Consider the following 18,006-nt stretch of genomic DNA (forward strand, 5'->3'; position numbering starts at 1 on the left):
GAGGCCGCTCGTGCCGCCGTGCGCGAGGAGCTCGCGGCGGCGACCGGCGAGGCCGGCCGCGCACCCCAGGCCGACGCCGAGGGCGAGCAGGCCGCGGAGCAGCCCCGCCAGGGTCGCAGCCGCAACCGCGGCCGCCGTGGCGGAGAGCGCGAGCGCGCCGAGCGCACGGGCGACGACGCGCAGAAGGGCGCCGACGCGCAGGGCCAGGGCCGCCAGAACGGGCAGAACGCCCAGAACGGCAACGGTCAGGGCGGTCAGGGCGGCAACGCCGAGCCGCGCAAGGCCGACGAGCAGGGCGGCCGCCAGCCGCGCGAGCGCCAGGGCGCCGACACCGAGACCAAGCAGGGCGAGAACCGCCAGCAGGGCCAGCAGAACCGCGGCGGCAACGCCGAGGTGCTCGACGCCGACGGCGGCCGCCGCAACCGCTACCGCGATCGCAAGCGTCGCGGCCAGGCCGGTGGCGACGAGCTCGAGCCCGAGGTGCTCGACGACGACGTGCTGATCCCCATCGCGGGCATCCTCGACGTGCTCGACAACTACGCCTTCGTGCGCACGACGGGCTACCTGCCCGGCCCGAGCGACGTCTACGTCTCGCTCGGCCAGGTCAAGAAGTACAACCTGCGCAAGGGCGACGCGGTCGTCGGCTCCATCAAGCAGCCCCGCGACGGCGAGTCGAACAGCCGCCAGAAGTACAACGCCCTCGTCAAGGTCGACTCGGTCAACGGCCAGACCATCGAGGAGTCGGGCGCGCGCGTCGAGTTCCAGAAGCTCACGCCGCTCTACCCGCAGGAGCGCCTGCGCCTCGAGACCGAGCCCACCAAGCTCACCCAGCGCATCATCGACCTCGTCGCGCCCATCGGCAAGGGCCAGCGCGGCCTCATCGTCGCGCCCCCGAAGGCGGGCAAGACGATCGTGCTGCAGCAGATCGCGAACGCCATCTCGATCAACAACCCCGAGGTCCACCTCATGGTCGTGCTGGTCGACGAGCGCCCCGAAGAGGTCACCGACATGCAGCGCACGGTGAAGGGCGAGGTCATCGCCTCGACCTTCGACCGTCCGGCCGAAGACCACACGACGGTCGCCGAGCTCGCCATCGAGCGTGCCAAGCGACTCGTCGAGCTCGGCCACGACGTCGTCGTGCTGCTCGACTCGATCACGCGCCTCGGTCGCGCCTACAACCTGGCTGCGCCCACCTCGGGCCGCATCCTCTCGGGCGGTGTCGACGCCTCGGCGCTCTACCCGCCGAAGCGCTTCTTCGGTGCTGCGCGCAACATCGAGAACGGCGGATCGCTCACGATCCTCGCGACCGCGCTCGTCGAGACCGGCTCCAAGATGGACGAGGTCATCTTCGAGGAGTTCAAGGGCACCGGCAACAGCGAACTGCGCCTGAGCCGCCAGCTCGCCGACAAGCGCATCTTCCCGGCGGTCGACGTCAACGCTTCGTCGACGCGTCGCGAAGAGATGCTGCTGAGCCCCGACGAGGTCAAGATCACCTGGAAGCTGCGTCGCGCCCTCGCCGGGCTCGACCAGCAGCCGGCGCTCGAGGCCGTGCTGGGTCGCCTCAAGGAGACCCAGTCGAACGTCGAGTTCCTGATGCTCATGCAGAAGTCGATGCCGGTCGGTGCGAACGGCCACGGCGCTTCGCACGCGAACGAGCACGACCACCGCTGAGGCATCCGTGTTCGAATCCGTCAACAGCCTGCTCGTCGAGCACGGCGAGCTCCAGGAGGCACTCGCCGACCCGGCGCTGCATGCCGACGCCGCGCGCGCGAAAAGGGTGAACCGGCGCTACGCCGAGCTCAGCCGCATCGTGGCCGCGAACTCCGCGTGGCATCAGGCGCAGGACGACCTCGCCGCCGCGCGTGAGCTCGCGAAGGAAGACGACGCGTTCGCCGAAGAGGTCCCCGCGCTCGAAGAGGGTCTCGCGCAGGCTCAGGAGAAGCTCCGGCGACTCCTGATCCCGCGCGACCCCGACGACGGCCGCGACGTGATCATGGAGATCAAGGGCGGTGAGGGCGGCGCCGAGAGCGCGCTCTTCGCGGGCGACCTCCTTCGCATGTACATGCAGTACGCGCAGTCGAAGGGCTGGAAGGTCGAGCTCCTCGACCAGAACGAGTCCGACCTGGGCGGCTACAAAGACGTGCAGGTCGCGATCAAGTCGAACGCGACCGATCCGTCGCAGGGCGTCTGGGCGCACCTGAAGTACGAGGGCGGCGTGCACCGCGTGCAGCGCGTGCCCGTCACCGAGACGCAGGGCCGCATCCACACGTCGACCACCGGCGTGCTCGTCTTCCCCGAGGTCGACGAGCCCGAAGAGGTCGAGATCAACCAGAACGACCTCAAGATCGACGTGTACCGCTCGTCGGGCCCCGGCGGACAGTCGGTGAACACGACCGACTCGGCCGTGCGCATCACCCACCTGCCTACGGGCATCGTGGTGTCGATGCAGAACGAGAAGTCGCAGCTGCAGAACCGCGAGGCCGCCATGCGCGTGCTCCGCGCCCGCATCCTCGCGCGCCAGCAGGAGGAGCTCGACGCCGCGGCATCCGATGCCCGCAAGTCGCAGATCCGCTCGATGGACCGTTCGGAGCGCATCCGCACGTACAACTTCCCCGAGAACCGCATCGCCGATCACCGCACCGGCTACAAGGCGTACAACCTCGACCAGGTCATGAACGGCGCGCTCGAGCCGATCATCGAGTCGGCCATCCAGGCCGATGAAGAGGCGCAGCTCGCCGGCCTCGGCGACAGCTGATCCCGAACCGATGAGACCCGTCTCGCCGCACGAGCGGTGAGAACACGAAGGGGCGGATGCCGCGGCATCCGCCCCTTCGTCGTGCTCGGCCCGTTCGGCCTGCGTCAGATGTGCCAGTCGTGCACGCCGCGCGACGAGTCTGCGGCGGCGGCGCTGAGCGGTCGGGCCGTGGCGGGCACGCCGACGAGCAGCGAGTGCGGGGGAGCGCTGCGCGTGACGACCGCGTTCGCGCCAACGGCACTCCACTCGCCGATCGTGATGTCGCCGAGCACCTTCGCGCCGGCGCCGATCGTGACGCCTTCGCCGAGGGTGGGGTGCCGCTTGGTGCCCGGCGGCGTGTTGCGCGGCGCCTTTCCGCCGAGTGTGACGCCGTGGTAAAGCATGCAGTCGTCGCCGATCACTGCGGTCTCGCCGATCACGACGCCCATGCCGTGGTCGATGAAGAAGCGCCGCCCGATGGTCGCGCCCGGGTGGATCTCGATGCCGGTGAGGAACCGCGCGAGCTGGGAGACCACGCGGGCGGGGAACCGCAGGCCGGAGACCCACAGCCGGTGGGTCAGACGGGAGGCCCACACCGCGTGCAGGCCGGAGTACACGAGGAAGACCTCGAGATCGCTGCGTGCGGCGGGGTCGTGCGCACGAGCGGTCGCGAGGTCTTCCTTCAGTCGGGAGAAGAAGCTCACCCGGTCAGTCAAGCAGACCTTCGTACAGCACCGTGGACAGGTAGCGCTCACCGTAGCTGGCGAGGATCACGACGATGGTCTTGCCGGCGTTCTCGGGGCGCTTCGCGATCTCGAGCGCGGCGTACACGGTGGCGCCCGACGAGATGCCGCCGAGGATGCCCTCTTCGGTGCCGAGGCGGCGCGCGGTGGCGACGGCCTGGGTGATGTTGACGTCGAAGATCTCGTCGTAGACCTCGCGGTCGAGGATGTCGGGAACGAAGTTCGCGCCGATGCCCTGGATCTTGTGCGGGCCGGGTGCGCCGCCGTTGAGGATGGGGGACTCCTCGGGCTCGACGCCGATGATCTGGACCTCGGGCTTGCGCTCTTTGAGGACCTGGCCGACGCCCGAGATGGTGCCGCCCGTGCCGATGCCCGAGATGAAGATGTCGACGCCGCCGTCGGTGTCGGCCCAGATCTCCTCCGCCGTGGTGCGGCGGTGGATCTCGACGTTGGCCTGGTTGGCGAACTGCTTCGCGAGCACGGCGCCGGGGGTCTCGGCGACGATCTGCTCGGCGCGGGCGACGGCGCCCTTCATGCCCTCGGAGCCGGGCGTGAGCACGAGCTGCGCACCGTAGGCCTTGAGGAGCGCCTTGCGCTCGGCCGACATGGTCTCGGGCATCGCGAGGATGACGTTGTAGCCGCGCGCCGCGCCGACCATGGCGAGGGCGATGCCGGTGTTGCCGCTGGTGCCCTCGACGATGGTGCCGCCGGGGGCGAGCTCGCCGGAGGCCTCTGCGGCGTCGACGATGGCGATGCCGAGGCGGTCCTTGACGCTCGCGGAGGGGTTGTAGAACTCGAGCTTGCCGAGCACGGTGGCGCCCGCACCCTCGGTGACGCGGTTCAGGCGAACGAGCGGCGTGCGACCGAAGGCCTCGGTGATGTTGTCGAAGATCTGGGCCATGGGGCTTCCTCTCGGGTGTGGGTGCGGCAGCGAACGCCGTCGCCAAGCCTAGGCCGGGGGTTCCTCACGGTCACGTGCATTACATTCCATTTCATGGATGCACGGATGCCGGGGCCCGCCGACGATCGTTCGGTCAGGGCGGTGCGCGAGGCGATCGTCGCGCGCCTGAGCGCGGCCGGCGTGCCCGACGCCGAGGTCGACGCCGAGCTGCTCATGGGCCACGTGCTCGACCTCTCGCGCGGCGGCGTGCAGGCCCGCCTCATCATGGGCGGCGAACTCGGCGAGGCGGATGCCGCCGCGCTCCAGGTGCTCGTCGAGCGCCGCGCCGAGCGCGAGCCGTTGCAGCACATCACGGGGCGGGCGCCGTTCCGCAGCCTCGACCTGCTCGTCGGCCCGGGGGTCCTGGTGCCGAGGCCCGAGACCGAGACGGTCGCCCAGCTCGCGATCGACGCGTTGCGGGCGGTCCCCGCGGAGGCGCCGATCGCCGTCGATCTCGGCACGGGCAGCGGGGCGCTCGCGCTCGCGCTCGCGACCGAGGTGCCGCATGCTCGCGTCCACGCGGTGGAGCTCTCGCCCGAGGCCGCGGCCTGGGCCGCACGCAACATCGCCGAGGCCGGCGTCGACGTCGGGCTCGTGATCGGCGACCTGGCCGACGCGCTGCCCGAGCTCGACGGGCTCGTCTCGGTCGTCGTGTCGAATCCGCCGTACGTCCCGTCGGCCGAGCTTCCGCGCGACGTCGAGGTGCTCGTGCACGATCCGGATGTCGCGCTCTACGGCGGCGCAGACGGGCTCGACGTGATCCGGGCGCTGTCGGTGCGGGCGTTCGCGCTCCTGCACCCCGGCGGCACGCTCGTGTTCGAGCACTTCGAGACGCAGTCGGCGGCGATCGCGGAACTGCTGCGCGCCGACGGCTGGCGCGCGATCTCCCACCACCGCGACCTGACCGGGCGCGATCGAGCGACGACCGCGACGCGCTGACGCGCCGACGCGCTGACGCGCCGACCCGGTGACGCGCGCCGCACGCAGCGCCGCGACCCGCTGGGCGCCACCGCAGGCGGCTGAGACGCGCCACGACCCGCTGAGGCCGGCCCGCGGCATCCGCTCGACTCAGCCCTTGCGCTGCGCGCATTCCTGCTCTCGTTCGGCGCGTTCCCGGTCGCGTTCGGCTCGCTCGCGGGCGCCCTTGACCGCCTCGCGCTCCCGCTTCCGGGCTTCCCGCAGCGCCCGCTCGGCCTCGCGTCGCAGCCTGGCCGCCTCGCGGACCGCCTTGTCGCGCGGCGGGTCGAGCGTCGGCGGCAGGGCGGTCGGCGCCACCGGTGCGCCGTCGGCGTGCTGCTCGACATAGGTCTGGATGCCGTCGAGCATGCGCTGGAGGCCGAACACGAAGTCGTCGGCGGTGTTCGGCCCGGGCGGGGTGTCGGCCGCGCCCTCCTCGACGTAGCCGCCGCCCAGGAACAGCGGCGCCAGGTACGGGAACCGTTCGGGCGTGACGAACTCGGTGAGCGTCGCGAGGTAGCGCTCGCCGGTCACCTCCGCGGGGTCCGTCGCCGCCGCGGCCCGCGCGATGTCCCGGTCCTGTGCGCTCGTCGCGCGCGCGTAGCTGGTGAACATGAGCAGGCTCGACATCTTCTCGCCGTCGCTCAGCGGCAGGTCGCGCACCTCGCGCAAGAACCAGTCGACGATCATGAGCGCGTTCGGCGTGATCGGGGCACCGGAGACCGGGATGTCGACGAGCCAGGGGTGCTCCCGGTAGCCCGCCCTGATGCCGAGCACCCAGGCGGTGATGCCGTCGCGCCAGCCGTGTTCGAGGCTCGCATCGGGCACGGGCAGGTCGCTCGCGGCCTCCTGCATGAGCAGGATCAGGTCGTCCTTGCTCGTGACGTATCGGTAGAGCGACATGGTCGTGAATCCGAGCGTCGAGGCGACGCGGCTCATCGAGACGGCGGCGAGGCCCTCGGCATCCGCGATCTCGATGGCGACTTCGACGATGCGCTCGATCGAGAGCTCGCGCTTCGGGCCGCGCTGCGGGTGCGCGGCGACGCCCCAGGCGAGGGCGACGCCGCGGGGGAGTTCGGGGTCGGGCCGCTGCTCGTTCATGGACATCCGTTCGTCTCGGTGTTGACGACAGTCTAGAACTGTGTATTACTTATACAACTGTAGATGACATAAACAGTTTGCACCGCACGCAGAGGCGATCGAAGCCCGCGGAGGTGCAGGCCAGACCGATCGGAGGAACCATGCCACTCGCCATCGAAGCCCACAGGCTCCGCAAGCGCTTCGGCCGCACCGACGTGCTCGCGGGGCTCGACCTCGCCGTGCCCGCCGGCACGGTCTTCGCGCTGCTCGGCCCGAACGGTGCTGGCAAGACGACCACCGTCAACATCCTGACCACGCTCGTGCGGCCCGACGAGGGCACGGTGTCGGTCGCCGGGCACGACGTGCTCGCCCGGCCCGACGAGGTGCGGCGCCGAATCAGCCTCACCGGCCAGTCCGCCGCGGTCCACGAGGTGCTCACGGGCACCGAGAACCTCGTCATGCTCGGGCGGCTCTCGGGCCTCCCGGTCCGCGACGCACGGGACCGGGCCGCCGAGCTCCTCGAGCGCTTCGACCTGACGGATGCCGCGGGCCGCCGCGTCGGCACCTACTCGGGCGGCATGCGGCGGCGCCTCGACCTCGCGCTCAGCCTGGTCGTCGCCGTGCCCGTGATCTTCCTCGACGAGCCGACGACCGGACTCGACACCCGCAGCCGCCAAGAGCTCTGGGCCGTCATCCGCTCGCTCGCCGCCGACGGCGCCACGGTGTTCCTCACGACGCAGTACCTCGAGGAGGCCGACCGCCTGGCCGACCGCATCGCAGTGCTCGACCACGGGCGCATCGCCGCCGAGGGCACGGCCGACGAGCTCAAGGCGCGCATCGGGGGAGAGGTCGTCGAACTCCGCGACGAGTCCGGCGCGGTGCTCGCCGAGCTGCCGACCGACGGCACCGTGCACGGGCTCCGCGCGGCGGTCGAGCGGATCGACCTGCTGCCGGGGGCCGCGGCGGTCGGTGCGACGGTCGCGATCCGGCGGCCGAGCCTCGACGACGTGTTCCTGTCGATCACCGGCCGCGACGCGGTATCCGGCCCCGAGTCGACCGCCCATGAGACATCCGCCCCCGAACTGCAGGAAGCGAAGTGAGCAGCATGACCACCGTCACCCACCCCGCTGGGCCGAGCGCCGCCACGCTGATCGGCGAACGCCCGCGCATCGGGGCGCTCACGGCCGAGTCCGTGTTCATCGGGCGCAGCTTCCGCCACTCGGTGCGCGATGTCGAGTCCATGCTCATGGCCGTCATGCTGCCGGTGATGCTCATGCTGATGTTCACGTGGATCTTCGGCAACGCGATCGACCCCTCCGGCGGCTACGTCGACTACGTCGTGCCCGGCATCATCCTGCTCTGCGCCGGCTTCGGCGCGTCGTCGACCGCCGTCTCGGTGTCTCGCGACATGACCACGGGCGTGATCGACCGCTTCCGCACGATGCCGATCCGGAGCGGCGCGGTGCTCACCGGGCACGTCGTCGCGAGCCTCGTGCGCAACCTCGTCGCGACCGCGGTCGTGATCTGCGTCGGCCTGATCGTCGGGTTCCGCCCGTCGGCGACGCCGCTCGAGTGGGTCGCGGTCTTCGGCCTCGTCGCGCTCTACATCCTCGCGATCACCTACCTGTTCGCGGCGATCGGCCTCGCCGCGGGCACGCCGGAGGCGGCGAGCGGCTACGGCTTCATCCTGCTCTTCCTGCCCTACATCTCGAGCGCGTTCGTACCTGTGGCGACGATGCCCGAGTGGCTTCAGCCGATCGCCGAGCATCAGCCCATCACCCCGGTGATCGAGACCATCAGGGCGCTGCTCTCCGACGCCCCGCTCGGCGACGAGGGCTGGTGGGCGGTGGGCTGGTGCGTCGCGATCATCGTCGTCGCGGCGGTCTGGGGCGCGTGGCTGTTCGCACGCAAGGCCGGTCGGCGCTGACCCGCGCCCGAGCGAAGATCCGAACGGCGGATGCCGCGTGCCCGGCCAGGCACGCGGCATCCGCCGTCCGCCCGGTGCGCGGGCCCGAGACCACGGGGCCGGCTGGTCTAGAATCGACCGCGTCATGACTGCCATCTACGACTGTTCGGTCGAATCCCAGCTGCTCACGGGCATGCGCCTCGCGCGCGGAGCGATCGGCCGCGGCCAGCTCGTCGTGATCCCCACCGACACCGTCTACGGCCTCGCCGCCGACGCGTTCGACCCGGCCGCCGTCACGCGACTGCTCGATGCCAAGGGCCGCGAGCGCACGTCGCCGCCGCCCGTGCTCATCCCGGGCATCCCCACGCTCGACGCGCTCGCCCGCGAGGTGCCCGAGCCCGTGCGCGACCTCGTGGCCGAGTTCTGGCCCGGCGGGCTCACCGTGATCCTGCACGCGCAGCCGTCGCTCACCTGGGACCTCGGCGAGACCCGCGGCACGGTCGCCCTGCGCATGCCCGACAACCGCTTCGCGCTCGAACTGCTCTCCGAGACCGGCCCGCTCGCGGTCTCGTCGGCGAACCTCAGCGGTGAGCCCGCGGCGACGACCGCGGCCGAGGCCGAGGCCATGCTCGGCGAGTCCGTCGCCGTCTACCTCGACGGCGGCGCCGCCGGGGTCGACTACGACGCGATCGGCGAACGCCCCGGCGACACCTCGTCGACGATCATCGACGCCACCGGGCTCACCGGCGGCAGCGGCACGATCCGCATCGTGCGCGCGGGCGTCATCTCCCGCGAGCGCATCGCCGCGGTCGTCGGCGAGCAGCTCCTCGCCCCCGCGGCGGAGCCGGTCGTGCCCGCGGCCGATGCCTCCGGCGCCGACGCGGCGGCGACCGATGCCGCCGCCGCTGACGTGCCCGCGGCATCCGACCACGAGACCGGTGCCGCCGCCTCATGACCCTGTTCCTCGCGCTCGCGATCATCGCCGCGCTCGTGACCCTGGTCGGGTCGTACGTCGTCTGGAAGCTGAGCCTGAAGTACCGGCTCTACCCGAAGATCCGCGAGCGCGACGTGCACACGCGGCCGACGCCGCGCCTCGGCGGCATCGCGATGTTCGTCGGCATCCTCGTCGCGTTCGGCGCGGCCTGGTTCGTGTCGAGCCTCGGCCCGACGCGGTTCGCCAACGTCGCGATCATCTTCCAGGACCCGACGCAGGTGCTCTCGATCCTCGGTGCGGCGCTGCTCATCGTGCTCATCGGCGTGGCCGACGACATCTGGGACCTCGACTGGACCACCAAGCTCGCGGGCCAGTTCATCGCCGCGGGCCTCATCGCCTGGCAGGGCGTGTCGATCGTCTCGCTGCCCATCGGCGGCATCCTCGTCGGCTCCTCGTGGATGTTCGCGACCCTCACGGTCTTCGTGATCGTGCTCGTCATGAACGCCGTGAACTTCATCGACGGCCTCGACGGCCTCGTCGCGGGCGTCTCGCTCATCTCGAACGGCGTGTTCTTCGTCTACACCTACCTGCTGGTGCAGCAGACGTCGCCGACGAACTACTTCAACCTCGCGTCGATGATCGCCATCATCCTGGTGGGCGCCTGCGCGGGCTTCCTGCCGCTCAACTGGCGCCCGGCCAAGCTGTTCATGGGCGACGCGGGCGCGCTGCTCGTCGGACTGCTCATGGCGACGTCGGCGATCGCGGTGACCGGGCAGCTGAACCCCGCGGGCGTCGGATTCAACCAGCTCTTCGCGGCCTTCATCCCGATCATCCTGCCGGTCGTGGTGCTGCTCATCCCGCTGCTCGACTTCGGCCTCGCGGTCGTGCGCCGCCTGCGCGCGGGCAAGTCGCCGTTCGCGGCCGACCGCAAGCATCTGCACCACCGCCTGCTCGACATGGGGCACTCGCACCTGAACGCCGTGCTCATCTTCTACGGCTGGACCGCGGTCGCCTCCATCGGATGCCTCCTCACGTATGTCTTCCCGGTGTACATGGGCATCAGCGCACGCTGGGCGTTCCTGCTGCTCGGCGTCGGCTTCGTGGCCTGCGCGATCGTCACCCTCGCGCCGCTCGGCCGGCGCAAGCGGCTGACCGTCGCCGCCGAGGCGACGAGCGCCGCGCCCGTGGCGCCGCATCTCGACGAGCTCGAGACCGGTGCCGTCCCGATCGTCGACGCTCAGGCGACGGATGCCGCGGCGCAGGCGCCCGCGGCCCCGCAGGCGCCCGCGGCCCCGCAGGCGCCGCCCGCCCCGTAGGCACGTCGCAGTCGCAGTCGCAGTCGCGGTTGCGGGCGTCGTCGGTGTCGTCGTCGGCAGATTCGGCTCAGGCCGCATCGGTACAATCGGGCGACCCACGACTGGAGCCTGATGAACGACGCACGACCTGACAACACGCCCACCTCGAACCCCGTCCTGCGCCAGGCGCTCGTCTGGGGCGGCATCGTCGCTGCGGCGCTGCTCCTCGTGAGCGGGGTGCTGGGCTTCGTCTTCGCGGGGGCCGAGGGGCTCATCGGCGCGCTGATCGGCACGGCCATGGCGGTCGTGTTCATGGGCATCACCGCCGCGACCATCCTCATCGCGAACCGCTTCGCCTCGAGCGACCTCTTCGTGGGGGCGTTCTTCGGCATCGTGCTCGGCGGATGGATCGTGAAGTTCATCGTCTTCATCGTGCTCGTCGTGCTGTTGCGCGATGCGGCATGGCTCGACACGACCGTGCTCTTCCTCAGCCTCGTGGCCGGCGTGCTGGCCTCGCTCGTCGTCGACGTGGTCGTCATCACGAAGTCCCGGATGCCGCATGTCAGCGATGTCGAGCTGCCGCCGGCACCTCGAGAGGACTGATTTTCGACGCGTTGTCGAAAATGTCGGCTGAGACACGTCCGGCGATTCGTCCGATGCCCGAACTCTTGCTAGAGTAATGGGGATCCCCCCGGTAAACGCCTGCTTCGGCATGTGCGTGAGACCGTTCCGATGTTCGTCGTCGCGAGAGCCGAGCTCCACGCCCCGAAACAGGAGATAGCGCTGCTAGCTAACGCTCTGAACCTTCTGGTTCCGATGTCAACCAACGATGGTGAATTCCACGGGCCGTCGATCGACGAATTCTTCCCTGGAGCACTTTTCTTCGAAGGCACCAACTTCGAGATCAACCGCATCATGCTCGTCCGCTTCATCGCGGTCGTCGCATTGCTCCTGGTCTTCTGGCTCGGCACGCGCCACCTGCGCGTCGTGCCCGGTCGATTCCAGAGCCTGCTCGAGATGGGTCTCGACCTGGTGCGGGTCAACGTCGCCGAGGACCTCCTCGGCAAGAAGGACGGCAAGCGATTCCTGCCGATCCTCACGACGATGTTCTTCATGATCCTGTTCATGAACATCACGGGTGTCATCCCGTTCCTGAACATCGCCGGCACCTCCGTCATCGGCGTGCCGCTGGTCCTCGCGATCGTGTCCTACGTGACGTTCATCTACGCGGGTGTCAAGAAGAGCCCCGAGAACTTCTTCAAGAACTCCCTCTTCCCCTCGGGTGTTCCGTGGCCGGTGTACATCATCGTCACGCCGATCGAGCTCCTCTCGACCTTCGTGATCCGTCCGGTCACGCTGACCCTTCGACTCATGATGAACATGATCGTCGGTCACCTCCTGCTCGTGCTCTTCTTCGCAGCCACGCAGTTCTTCGTCTTCTCCCTCGGCGGTTGGTGGACCCTCGTCGGCGCCGGAACGCTGGCCTTCGGGTTCGCGTTCACGCTGTTCGAGATCCTCGTCGCCTTCCTGCAGGCATACGTCTTCACCCTTCTCACCGCGGTCTACATCCAGCTCGCGGTCGCCGAAGAGCACTGAGCCCGGGCACCCGCCCAGAAACATCCCTAGGAAAGGAAACCCAACGTGGACGCAACCACCGTTCTCGCTGAGATCAACGGCAACATCGCGACGGTCGGCTACGGCCTCGCAGCCATCGGCCCGGCCATCGGCGTGGGCATCGTCGTCGGCAAGACCATCGAGGGCGTCGCTCGTCAGCCCGAGCTGGCCGGCCGCCTCCAGGTCCTGATGTGGATCGGTATCGCCTTCACCGAGGCGCTCGCCTTCATCGGTATCGCGACCTACTTCATCTTCGTCTGATCCACCCGCCGCAACTGAGGAGGCCAACGTGCTCCATGCAGTACTGAGCGCTGCAACCGAGGGTGGCGAGACCCACAGCCCGGTCATTCCCGAGGTGTACGACATCCTCTGGTCGTCGGTCTGCTTCGTCATCATCCTGATCTTCTTCTGGAAGTACGTGCTCCCGCGCGTCCAGACGATGCTCGATGAGCGCGGCGAGGCGATCGAAGGCAACATCGCGAAGGCCGACGAGGCCCAGCGCAAGGCCGAGGCCGCCCTCGAGGAGTACACCGCCCAGCTCGCCGACGCGCGCGCCGAGGCCGGTCAGATCCGCGAGACCGCTCGTGAAGACGGCAAGAAGATCGTCGCCGAAGCCAAGGACACCGCGGTGTCCGAGGCGGCTCGCGTCACCGCGAGCGCACAGGCGCAGATCGAGGCGGAGCGCCAGTCCGCGCTCGTCTCGCTCCGCTCCGAGGTCGGCACCATCGCGATCGACCTTGCATCCGGCGTCATCGGCGAGTCGCTGACCGACGACCAGAAGGCCCAGGCCGTGGTCGACCGGTTCCTCGCCGACCTCGAGGCGTCCGAGACGGCCGCCGCAGGGGAGACGAAGTAACCCATGGGTAGCGCTACGAGAGAGGCCCTGGCCGCCTCGCGAGCCGGGCTCGCGTCGTCGGGCCGGGCCGACCTGTCGGTCGCCGAGGACCTCCTCGCCGCGGTTCGACTCATCGCCGGTTCCGGTCACCTGCGCACCGCGCTCACCGACACCGAAGCCGATGACGCCCAGAAGAGCGCGCTGGTCTCCAGCGTGTTCGGCGGTCGCATCGTGCCCGGCGCGGTGACGCTGCTCACCTCCGCGGCTTCGCAGCGGTGGTCGAACCAGGCCGACTTCCTCGACGGCGTCGAGGAGCTGGGCCTCCGGGTCGCGGCCGATGCCGCGGGCGAAGGCGTCGACCTCGACGACGAGCTGTTCACGTTCGAACGCGCGGTCGCCTCCGACGCGGAACTCGAGCTCTCGCTCGGTTCCAAGCTCGGCGCGAACGACGCCAAGGCACGTCTGGTCGAGCGTCTGCTCGGCTCGGGCAAGGCCGACCCGGCCACGCTCGTCGTCGTTCGCCACCTGGTGCTCTCGCCGCGCGGTCGCCGCATCGGTGCGATGCTTCGCGCCGCCGCCGGCGTGATCGCCGACCAGCGCGGATTCGAAGTCGCGACGGTCACGACCGCAGTGACGCTGAGCCCCGCTCAGCTGGCGCGACTCGAGCAGGGACTCGCCATCAAGGCGGGTCGCCGCATCCGATTCGACACCATCGTCGATCCTGCCGTGCTCGGCGGGGTCCGCGTGCAGATCGGCGACGACGTCATCGACGGCAGCGTCGCCTCTCGCCTCAGCTCGCTGAGGCAGAAGCTTGCCGGCTGACGCCGGACGACACCGACCGGCGTCCCGCGCCGTGACACACCAGTAGCTGTACAACCGGTACAGAAAAGGAAAAGACAATGGCAGAACTCTCCATCAGCCCCGATGAGATCCGCACGGCTCTCACGGAGTTCGCCGCGGCCTACGAGCCGGGCACGGCGCAGAAGACCGAGGTCGGATACGTCACCGATGCCGCCGACGGCATCGCGCACGTCGAGGGACTGCCCTCGGTCATGGCCAACGAGCTCATCCGCTTCGCGGACGGCACGCTGGGTCTCGCGCTGAACCTCGAGGAAGACGTGATCGGCGTCGTCGTCCTCGGTGAGTTCACCGGCATCGAAGCGGGCATGGAGGTGACCCGCACGGGCGAGGTCCTCTCGGTCCCCGTCGGCGAGGGCTACCTCGGCCGTGTCGTCGACCCGCTCGGCAACCCGATCGACGGTCTCGGCGAGATCACGGGCCTCGAGGGCCGCCGCGCCCTCGAGCTCCAGGCTCCCGGTGTCATGCAGCGCAAGTCGGTCCACGAGCCGCTCCAGACCGGCATCAAGGCGATCGACGCCATGATCCCCGTCGGCCGCGGCCAGCGTCAGCTGATCATCGGCGACCGCCAGACCGGCAAGACGGCCATCGCGATCGACACGATCATCAACCAGAAGGCCAACTGGGAGTCCGGCGACGTCAACAAGCAGGTTCGCTGCATCTACGTCGCGATCGGCCAGAAGGGCTCGACCATCGCTTCGGTGAAGGGCGCGCTCGAAGACGCCGGTGCGATGGAGTACACCACGATCGTCGCGGCTCCGGCCTCCGACCCCGCAGGCTTCAAGTACCTCGCTCCCTACACCGGTTCGGCCATCGGCCAGCACTGGATGTACGACTCCAAGCACGTCCTCATCATCTTCGACGACCTGTCGAAGCAGGCCGAGGCCTACCGTGCCGTGTCGCTCCTCCTCCGTCGTCCGCCGGGACGCGAGGCGTACCCCGGTGACGTCTTCTACCTGCACTCGCGTCTGCTCGAGCGTTGCGCGAAGCTGTCCGACGAGCTCGGCGCCGGCTCGATGACGGGTCTCCCGATCATCGAGACCAAGGCGAACGACGTCTCGGCGTACATCCCGACCAACGTGATCTCGATCACCGACGGCCAGATCTTCCTCCAGTCCGACCTGTTCAACGCCAACCAGCGTCCCGCTGTCGACGTCGGCATCTCGGTCTCGCGTGTCGGTGGCGACGCGCAGGTCAAGTCGATCAAGAAGGTCTCGGGCACGCTGAAGCTCGAGCTCGCCCAGTACCGCTCGCTCGAGGCGTTCGCGATGTTCGCATCCGACCTCGACGCGGCCAGCCGTCGTCAGCTCGCCCGTGGCGCCCGCCTCACCGAGCTGCTCAAGCAGCCTCAGTACTCGCCGTACCCCGTCGAGGAGCAGGTCGTCTCGATATGGGCCGGTACGAACGGCAAGCTCGACGAGGTCCCCGTCGAAGACATCCTGCGCTTCGAGCGCGAGCTGCTCGACTTCCTCGGTCGCAACACCTCGGTGCTGACCGACCTCCGTGAGACGAACGTGCTCTCCGACGAGACCGTGGCGACCCTCGAGTCGTCGGTCGACAAGTTCAAGCTCGAGTTCCAGACGGGCGAGGGCAAGCCGCTCGCATCCGTCGGCTCGGAGCAGTTCGAGCCGATCGACGCCGAATCCGTCAACCAGGAGCAGGTCGTCAAGTCGAAGCGCTGAGCGCCTCGACACGACTGATCGATCGACTCTAGGACTACAGGAGAGACATGGGAGCGCAACTTCGGGTCTACCGGCAGAAGATCAAGTCTGCCCAGACGACGAAGAAGATCACGAAGGCGATGGAGCTCATCGCCGCCTCGCGCATCCAGAAGGCGCAGGCTCGTGTGGCCGCGTCGTCGCCGTATTCGCGAGCCATCACGCGTGCCGTCTCGGCGGTCGCGACGCACTCGAACGTCGACCACGTGCTGACCACCGAGCCCGAGCGCATCGAGCGCGCGGCCGTCGTGATCCTCACGTCGGACCGCGGCCTCGCCGGTGCGTTCAACTCGCAGGTGCTCCGCGAAGCGGAGCAGCTCAGCGAGCTGCTCCGCTCGGAGGGCAAGGAAGTCAGCTACTTCCTCGTCGGGCGCAAGGCGGTCGGATACTTCGCGTTCCGTCGTCGCGAGTTCGAGCAGCAGTGGGTGGGCAGCTCGGAGAACCCCGACTTCGACCTCGCCAAGGAGATCTCCGACGCGGTGCTCGAGGCGTTCCTCCGCGATGCCTCCGACGGCGGCGTCGACGAGATCTTCGTGGTGTACAACCGGTTCGTCAGCATGATGACCCAGACCCCCTCGGTCGTGCGGCTCCTGCCGCTCGAGGTGGTCGAGGGCGTCGCCGAGGCGAACGCGCAGATCGAGCCGCTGTACGAGTTCGAACCCGACGCCGAGACGGTGCTCGACTCCCTGCTTCCGGTCTACATCGAGAGCCGCATCTTCAACGCGCTGCTGCAGTCGTCCGCGGCCAAGCACGCGGCGACCCAGAAGGCGATGAAGTCGGCGAGCGACAATGCCGACAAGCTCATCACCGACTACACCCGCCTTGCGAACAACGCACGCCAGGCCGAGATCACGCAGCAGATCTCCGAGATCGTGGGCGGCGCCGACGCGCTCGTCGCCGCCAAGTAGCAACTCAGAAAAGAGAGAGCAGAATGACTGACACCGCAACCGCGCCGGTCGCCGAGCGTGCCGCCGGCGCCGTCGGGCGCATCGCACGCGTCACCGGCCCCGTCGTCGACATCGAGTTCCCGCACGACTCGATCCCCGAGATCTACAACGCGCTGAAGACCACCGTCACGATCGGTGACCAGAGCACGGTCCTGACGCTCGAGGTCGCACAGCACCTCGGCGACGACCTCGTCCGCGCCATCGCACTGAAGCCGACCGACGGCCTCGTACGCGGCCAGGAGGTCACCGACACCGGCGAGGCCATCTCGGTGCCCGTCGGCGACGTCACCAAGGGCAAGGTCTTCAACGTCATCGGCGAGGTGCTGAACGGCGAGCCCGGCGAGCAGATCGAGATCACCGAGCGCTGGCCGATCCACCGCAAGCCCCCGGCATTCGACCAGCTCGAGTCGAAGACGCAGCTCTTCGAGACCGGCATCAAGTCGATCGACCTCCTGACCCCGTACGTGCAGGGTGGAAAGATCGGCCTCTTCGGCGGTGCCGGTGTCGGCAAGACCGTCCTCATCCAGGAGATGATCCAGCGCGTCGCGCAGGACCACGGTGGTGTGTCGGTGTTCGCCGGTGTCGGCGAGCGCACCCGTGAGGGCAACGACCTCATCCACGAGATGGAAGAGGCGGGCGTCTTCGACAAGACCGCCCTCGTCTTCGGCCAGATGGACGAGCCGCCGGGAACGCGTCTTCGCGTCGCCCTCTCCGCGCTGACGATGGCGGAGTACTTCCGCGACGTGCAGAAGCAGGACGTGCTGCTCTTCATCGACAACATCTTCCGCTTCACGCAGGCCGGTTCCGAGGTCTCCACGTTGCTCGGCCGCATGCCGTCCGCTGTGGGCTACCAGCCGAACCTCGCCGACGAGATGGGCATCCTGCAGGAGCGCATCACCTCGACGCGTGGTCACTCGATCACCTCGCTGCAGGCGATCTACGTGCCGGCCGACGACTACACCGACCCGGCTCCCGCGACCACGTTCGCGCACCTCGACGCGACGACCGAGCTCTCGCGTGAGATCGCGTCGAAGGGTCTCTACCCGGCCATCGACCCGCTGACCTCGACGTCGCGCATCATGGACCCCCGTTACCTGGGCGCCGACCACTACCGCGTCGCGACCACGGTCAAGCAGATCCTGCAGAAGAACAAGGAACTCCAGGAGATCATCGCCATCCTCGGTGTCGACGAGCTCTCCGAGGAGGACAAGATCACGGTGTCGCGCGCACGCCGTATCCAGCAGTTCCTCTCGCAGAACACCTACATGGCCAAGAAGTTCACGGGTGTCGAGGGTTCGACGGTTCCGCTCAAGGACACGATCGAGTCGTTCGACGCGATCGCCCGAGGCGACTTCGACCACGTCGCAGAGCAGGCGTTCTTCAACGTCGGCCCGATCACCGACGTCGAAGAGAACTGGGCCCGCATCCAGAAGGAGAACGGCTGA

18 protein-coding genes are annotated in these 18,006 nt (G+C 69.1%); 15 read left to right on the forward strand and 3 right to left on the reverse strand.

Annotation, left to right across the window (positions count from 1 at the left end):
* A partial coding sequence (rho, locus tag GQR16_RS18205) for a transcription termination factor Rho (protein WP_170298567.1) occupies positions 1-1,671 on the forward strand: 1,671 nt, incomplete at its 5' end.
* Positions 1,672-1,678: 7 nt separating this feature from the next.
* Positions 1,679-2,755, forward strand: coding sequence for a peptide chain release factor 1 (gene prfA / locus GQR16_RS18210; RefSeq protein WP_157416590.1), 1,077 nt, complete (start codon positions 1,679-1,681; stop codon positions 2,753-2,755).
* A 104-nt stretch (positions 2,756-2,859) separates the two neighbouring features.
* Here the strand turns inward: prfA and epsC are convergent, their stop codons facing one another.
* Both epsC and cysK read right to left on the reverse strand, forming a co-directional pair.
* Positions 2,860-3,438 carry a serine O-acetyltransferase EpsC gene (gene epsC / locus GQR16_RS18215; RefSeq protein ID WP_157416591.1) on the reverse strand — a complete coding sequence of 193 codons (579 nt, stop codon included), beginning with the start codon at positions 3,436-3,438 and terminating at the stop codon, positions 2,860-2,862.
* A gap of 4 nt (positions 3,439-3,442) precedes the next feature.
* Positions 3,443-4,378 (reverse strand): cysteine synthase A, encoded by a 936-nt coding sequence (gene cysK / locus GQR16_RS18220; protein WP_157416592.1) that lies wholly within the window; start codon positions 4,376-4,378, stop codon positions 3,443-3,445.
* 93 nt (positions 4,379-4,471) lie between these two features.
* Between cysK and prmC the strand changes: the two genes are divergently transcribed.
* Complete coding sequence (prmC, locus tag GQR16_RS18225; protein ID WP_425482628.1) at positions 4,472-5,356, forward strand: peptide chain release factor N(5)-glutamine methyltransferase; 885 nt, start codon at positions 4,472-4,474, stop codon at positions 5,354-5,356.
* Between the two features lie 129 nt (positions 5,357-5,485).
* Here the strand turns inward: prmC and GQR16_RS18230 are convergent, their stop codons facing one another.
* Positions 5,486-6,475 (reverse strand): TetR/AcrR family transcriptional regulator, encoded by a 990-nt coding sequence (locus tag GQR16_RS18230; protein ID WP_157416593.1) that lies wholly within the window; start codon positions 6,473-6,475, stop codon positions 5,486-5,488.
* A 140-nt stretch (positions 6,476-6,615) separates the two neighbouring features.
* Between GQR16_RS18230 and GQR16_RS18235 the strand changes: the two genes are divergently transcribed.
* The 12 genes from GQR16_RS18235 to atpD all read left to right on the forward strand — a co-directional run bounded on the left by GQR16_RS18235 (position 6,616) and on the right by atpD (position 18,006).
* Positions 6,616-7,554, forward strand: coding sequence for an ATP-binding cassette domain-containing protein (locus GQR16_RS18235; RefSeq protein ID WP_157416594.1), 939 nt, complete (start codon positions 6,616-6,618; stop codon positions 7,552-7,554).
* Between the two features lie 5 nt (positions 7,555-7,559).
* Positions 7,560-8,381 carry an ABC transporter permease gene (locus tag GQR16_RS18240; RefSeq protein WP_157416595.1) on the forward strand — a complete coding sequence of 274 codons (822 nt, stop codon included), beginning with the start codon at positions 7,560-7,562 and terminating at the stop codon, positions 8,379-8,381.
* A 124-nt stretch (positions 8,382-8,505) separates the two neighbouring features.
* A complete protein-coding gene (locus GQR16_RS18245; protein ID WP_157416596.1) occupies positions 8,506-9,315 on the forward strand; it encodes an L-threonylcarbamoyladenylate synthase in 810 nt (269 codons plus the stop codon).
* Positions 9,312-10,610 carry an MraY family glycosyltransferase gene (locus GQR16_RS18250; RefSeq protein ID WP_157416597.1) on the forward strand — a complete coding sequence of 433 codons (1,299 nt, stop codon included), beginning with the start codon at positions 9,312-9,314 and terminating at the stop codon, positions 10,608-10,610. The genes GQR16_RS18245 and GQR16_RS18250 overlap by 4 nt, the downstream gene beginning before the upstream one ends.
* Positions 10,611-10,721: 111 nt before the next feature.
* Positions 10,722-11,192, forward strand: coding sequence for a Cg1360 family ATP-synthase-associated protein (locus GQR16_RS18255; protein ID WP_157416598.1), 471 nt, complete (start codon positions 10,722-10,724; stop codon positions 11,190-11,192).
* A 213-nt stretch (positions 11,193-11,405) separates the two neighbouring features.
* Positions 11,406-12,185 carry a F0F1 ATP synthase subunit A gene (gene atpB, locus GQR16_RS18260; RefSeq protein ID WP_246200927.1) on the forward strand — a complete coding sequence of 260 codons (780 nt, stop codon included), beginning with the start codon at positions 11,406-11,408 and terminating at the stop codon, positions 12,183-12,185.
* A 45-nt stretch (positions 12,186-12,230) separates the two neighbouring features.
* Positions 12,231-12,464 carry an ATP synthase F0 subunit C gene (gene atpE / locus GQR16_RS18265; protein WP_022888426.1) on the forward strand — a complete coding sequence of 78 codons (234 nt, stop codon included), beginning with the start codon at positions 12,231-12,233 and terminating at the stop codon, positions 12,462-12,464.
* A 28-nt stretch (positions 12,465-12,492) separates the two neighbouring features.
* Positions 12,493-13,059, forward strand: a complete 567-nt coding sequence (locus GQR16_RS18270) for a F0F1 ATP synthase subunit B (RefSeq protein ID WP_157416599.1) — start codon at positions 12,493-12,495, stop codon at positions 13,057-13,059.
* Positions 13,060-13,062: 3 nt separating this feature from the next.
* The gene (locus GQR16_RS18275; RefSeq protein ID WP_157416600.1) at positions 13,063-13,860 is read left to right on the forward strand and encodes a F0F1 ATP synthase subunit delta; all 798 of its coding nucleotides are present in this window, start codon (positions 13,063-13,065) and stop codon (positions 13,858-13,860) included.
* 77 nt (positions 13,861-13,937) lie between these two features.
* On the forward strand, positions 13,938-15,578 hold the full coding sequence (gene atpA, locus GQR16_RS18280; RefSeq protein ID WP_157416601.1) for a F0F1 ATP synthase subunit alpha: 1,641 nt from the start codon (positions 13,938-13,940) through the stop codon (positions 15,576-15,578).
* 47 nt (positions 15,579-15,625) lie between these two features.
* On the forward strand, positions 15,626-16,522 hold the full coding sequence (locus tag GQR16_RS18285) for a F0F1 ATP synthase subunit gamma (protein ID WP_157416602.1): 897 nt from the start codon (positions 15,626-15,628) through the stop codon (positions 16,520-16,522).
* A gap of 23 nt (positions 16,523-16,545) precedes the next feature.
* Positions 16,546-18,006, forward strand: coding sequence for a F0F1 ATP synthase subunit beta (atpD, locus tag GQR16_RS18290; protein WP_157416603.1), 1,461 nt, complete (start codon positions 16,546-16,548; stop codon positions 18,004-18,006).

The organism is Agromyces allii, assembly GCF_009749385.1.
Classification (GTDB): Bacteria; Actinomycetota; Actinomycetes; order Actinomycetales; family Microbacteriaceae; genus Agromyces; species Agromyces allii.

Coding starts and splice junctions, on each gene's coding strand:
- cysK (WP_157416592.1), bottom strand. CDS start 4,378: ATGGCCCAGATCTTCGACAACATCACCGAGGCCTTCGGTCGCACGCCG.
- prmC (WP_425482628.1), top strand. CDS start 4,472: ATGGATGCACGGATGCCGGGGCCCGCCGACGATCGTTCGGTCAGGGCG.
- GQR16_RS18230 (WP_157416593.1), bottom strand. CDS start 6,475: ATGAACGAGCAGCGGCCCGACCCCGAACTCCCCCGCGGCGTCGCCCTC.
- GQR16_RS18235 (WP_157416594.1), top strand. CDS start 6,616: ATGCCACTCGCCATCGAAGCCCACAGGCTCCGCAAGCGCTTCGGCCGC.
- GQR16_RS18240 (WP_157416595.1), top strand. CDS start 7,560: ATGACCACCGTCACCCACCCCGCTGGGCCGAGCGCCGCCACGCTGATC.
- GQR16_RS18245 (WP_157416596.1), top strand. CDS start 8,506: ATGACTGCCATCTACGACTGTTCGGTCGAATCCCAGCTGCTCACGGGC.
- GQR16_RS18250 (WP_157416597.1), top strand. CDS start 9,312: ATGACCCTGTTCCTCGCGCTCGCGATCATCGCCGCGCTCGTGACCCTG.
- GQR16_RS18255 (WP_157416598.1), top strand. CDS start 10,722: ATGAACGACGCACGACCTGACAACACGCCCACCTCGAACCCCGTCCTG.
- atpB (WP_246200927.1), top strand. CDS start 11,406: ATGTCAACCAACGATGGTGAATTCCACGGGCCGTCGATCGACGAATTC.
- GQR16_RS18275 (WP_157416600.1), top strand. CDS start 13,063: ATGGGTAGCGCTACGAGAGAGGCCCTGGCCGCCTCGCGAGCCGGGCTC.
- atpA (WP_157416601.1), top strand. CDS start 13,938: ATGGCAGAACTCTCCATCAGCCCCGATGAGATCCGCACGGCTCTCACG.
- GQR16_RS18285 (WP_157416602.1), top strand. CDS start 15,626: ATGGGAGCGCAACTTCGGGTCTACCGGCAGAAGATCAAGTCTGCCCAG.
- atpD (WP_157416603.1), top strand. CDS start 16,546: ATGACTGACACCGCAACCGCGCCGGTCGCCGAGCGTGCCGCCGGCGCC.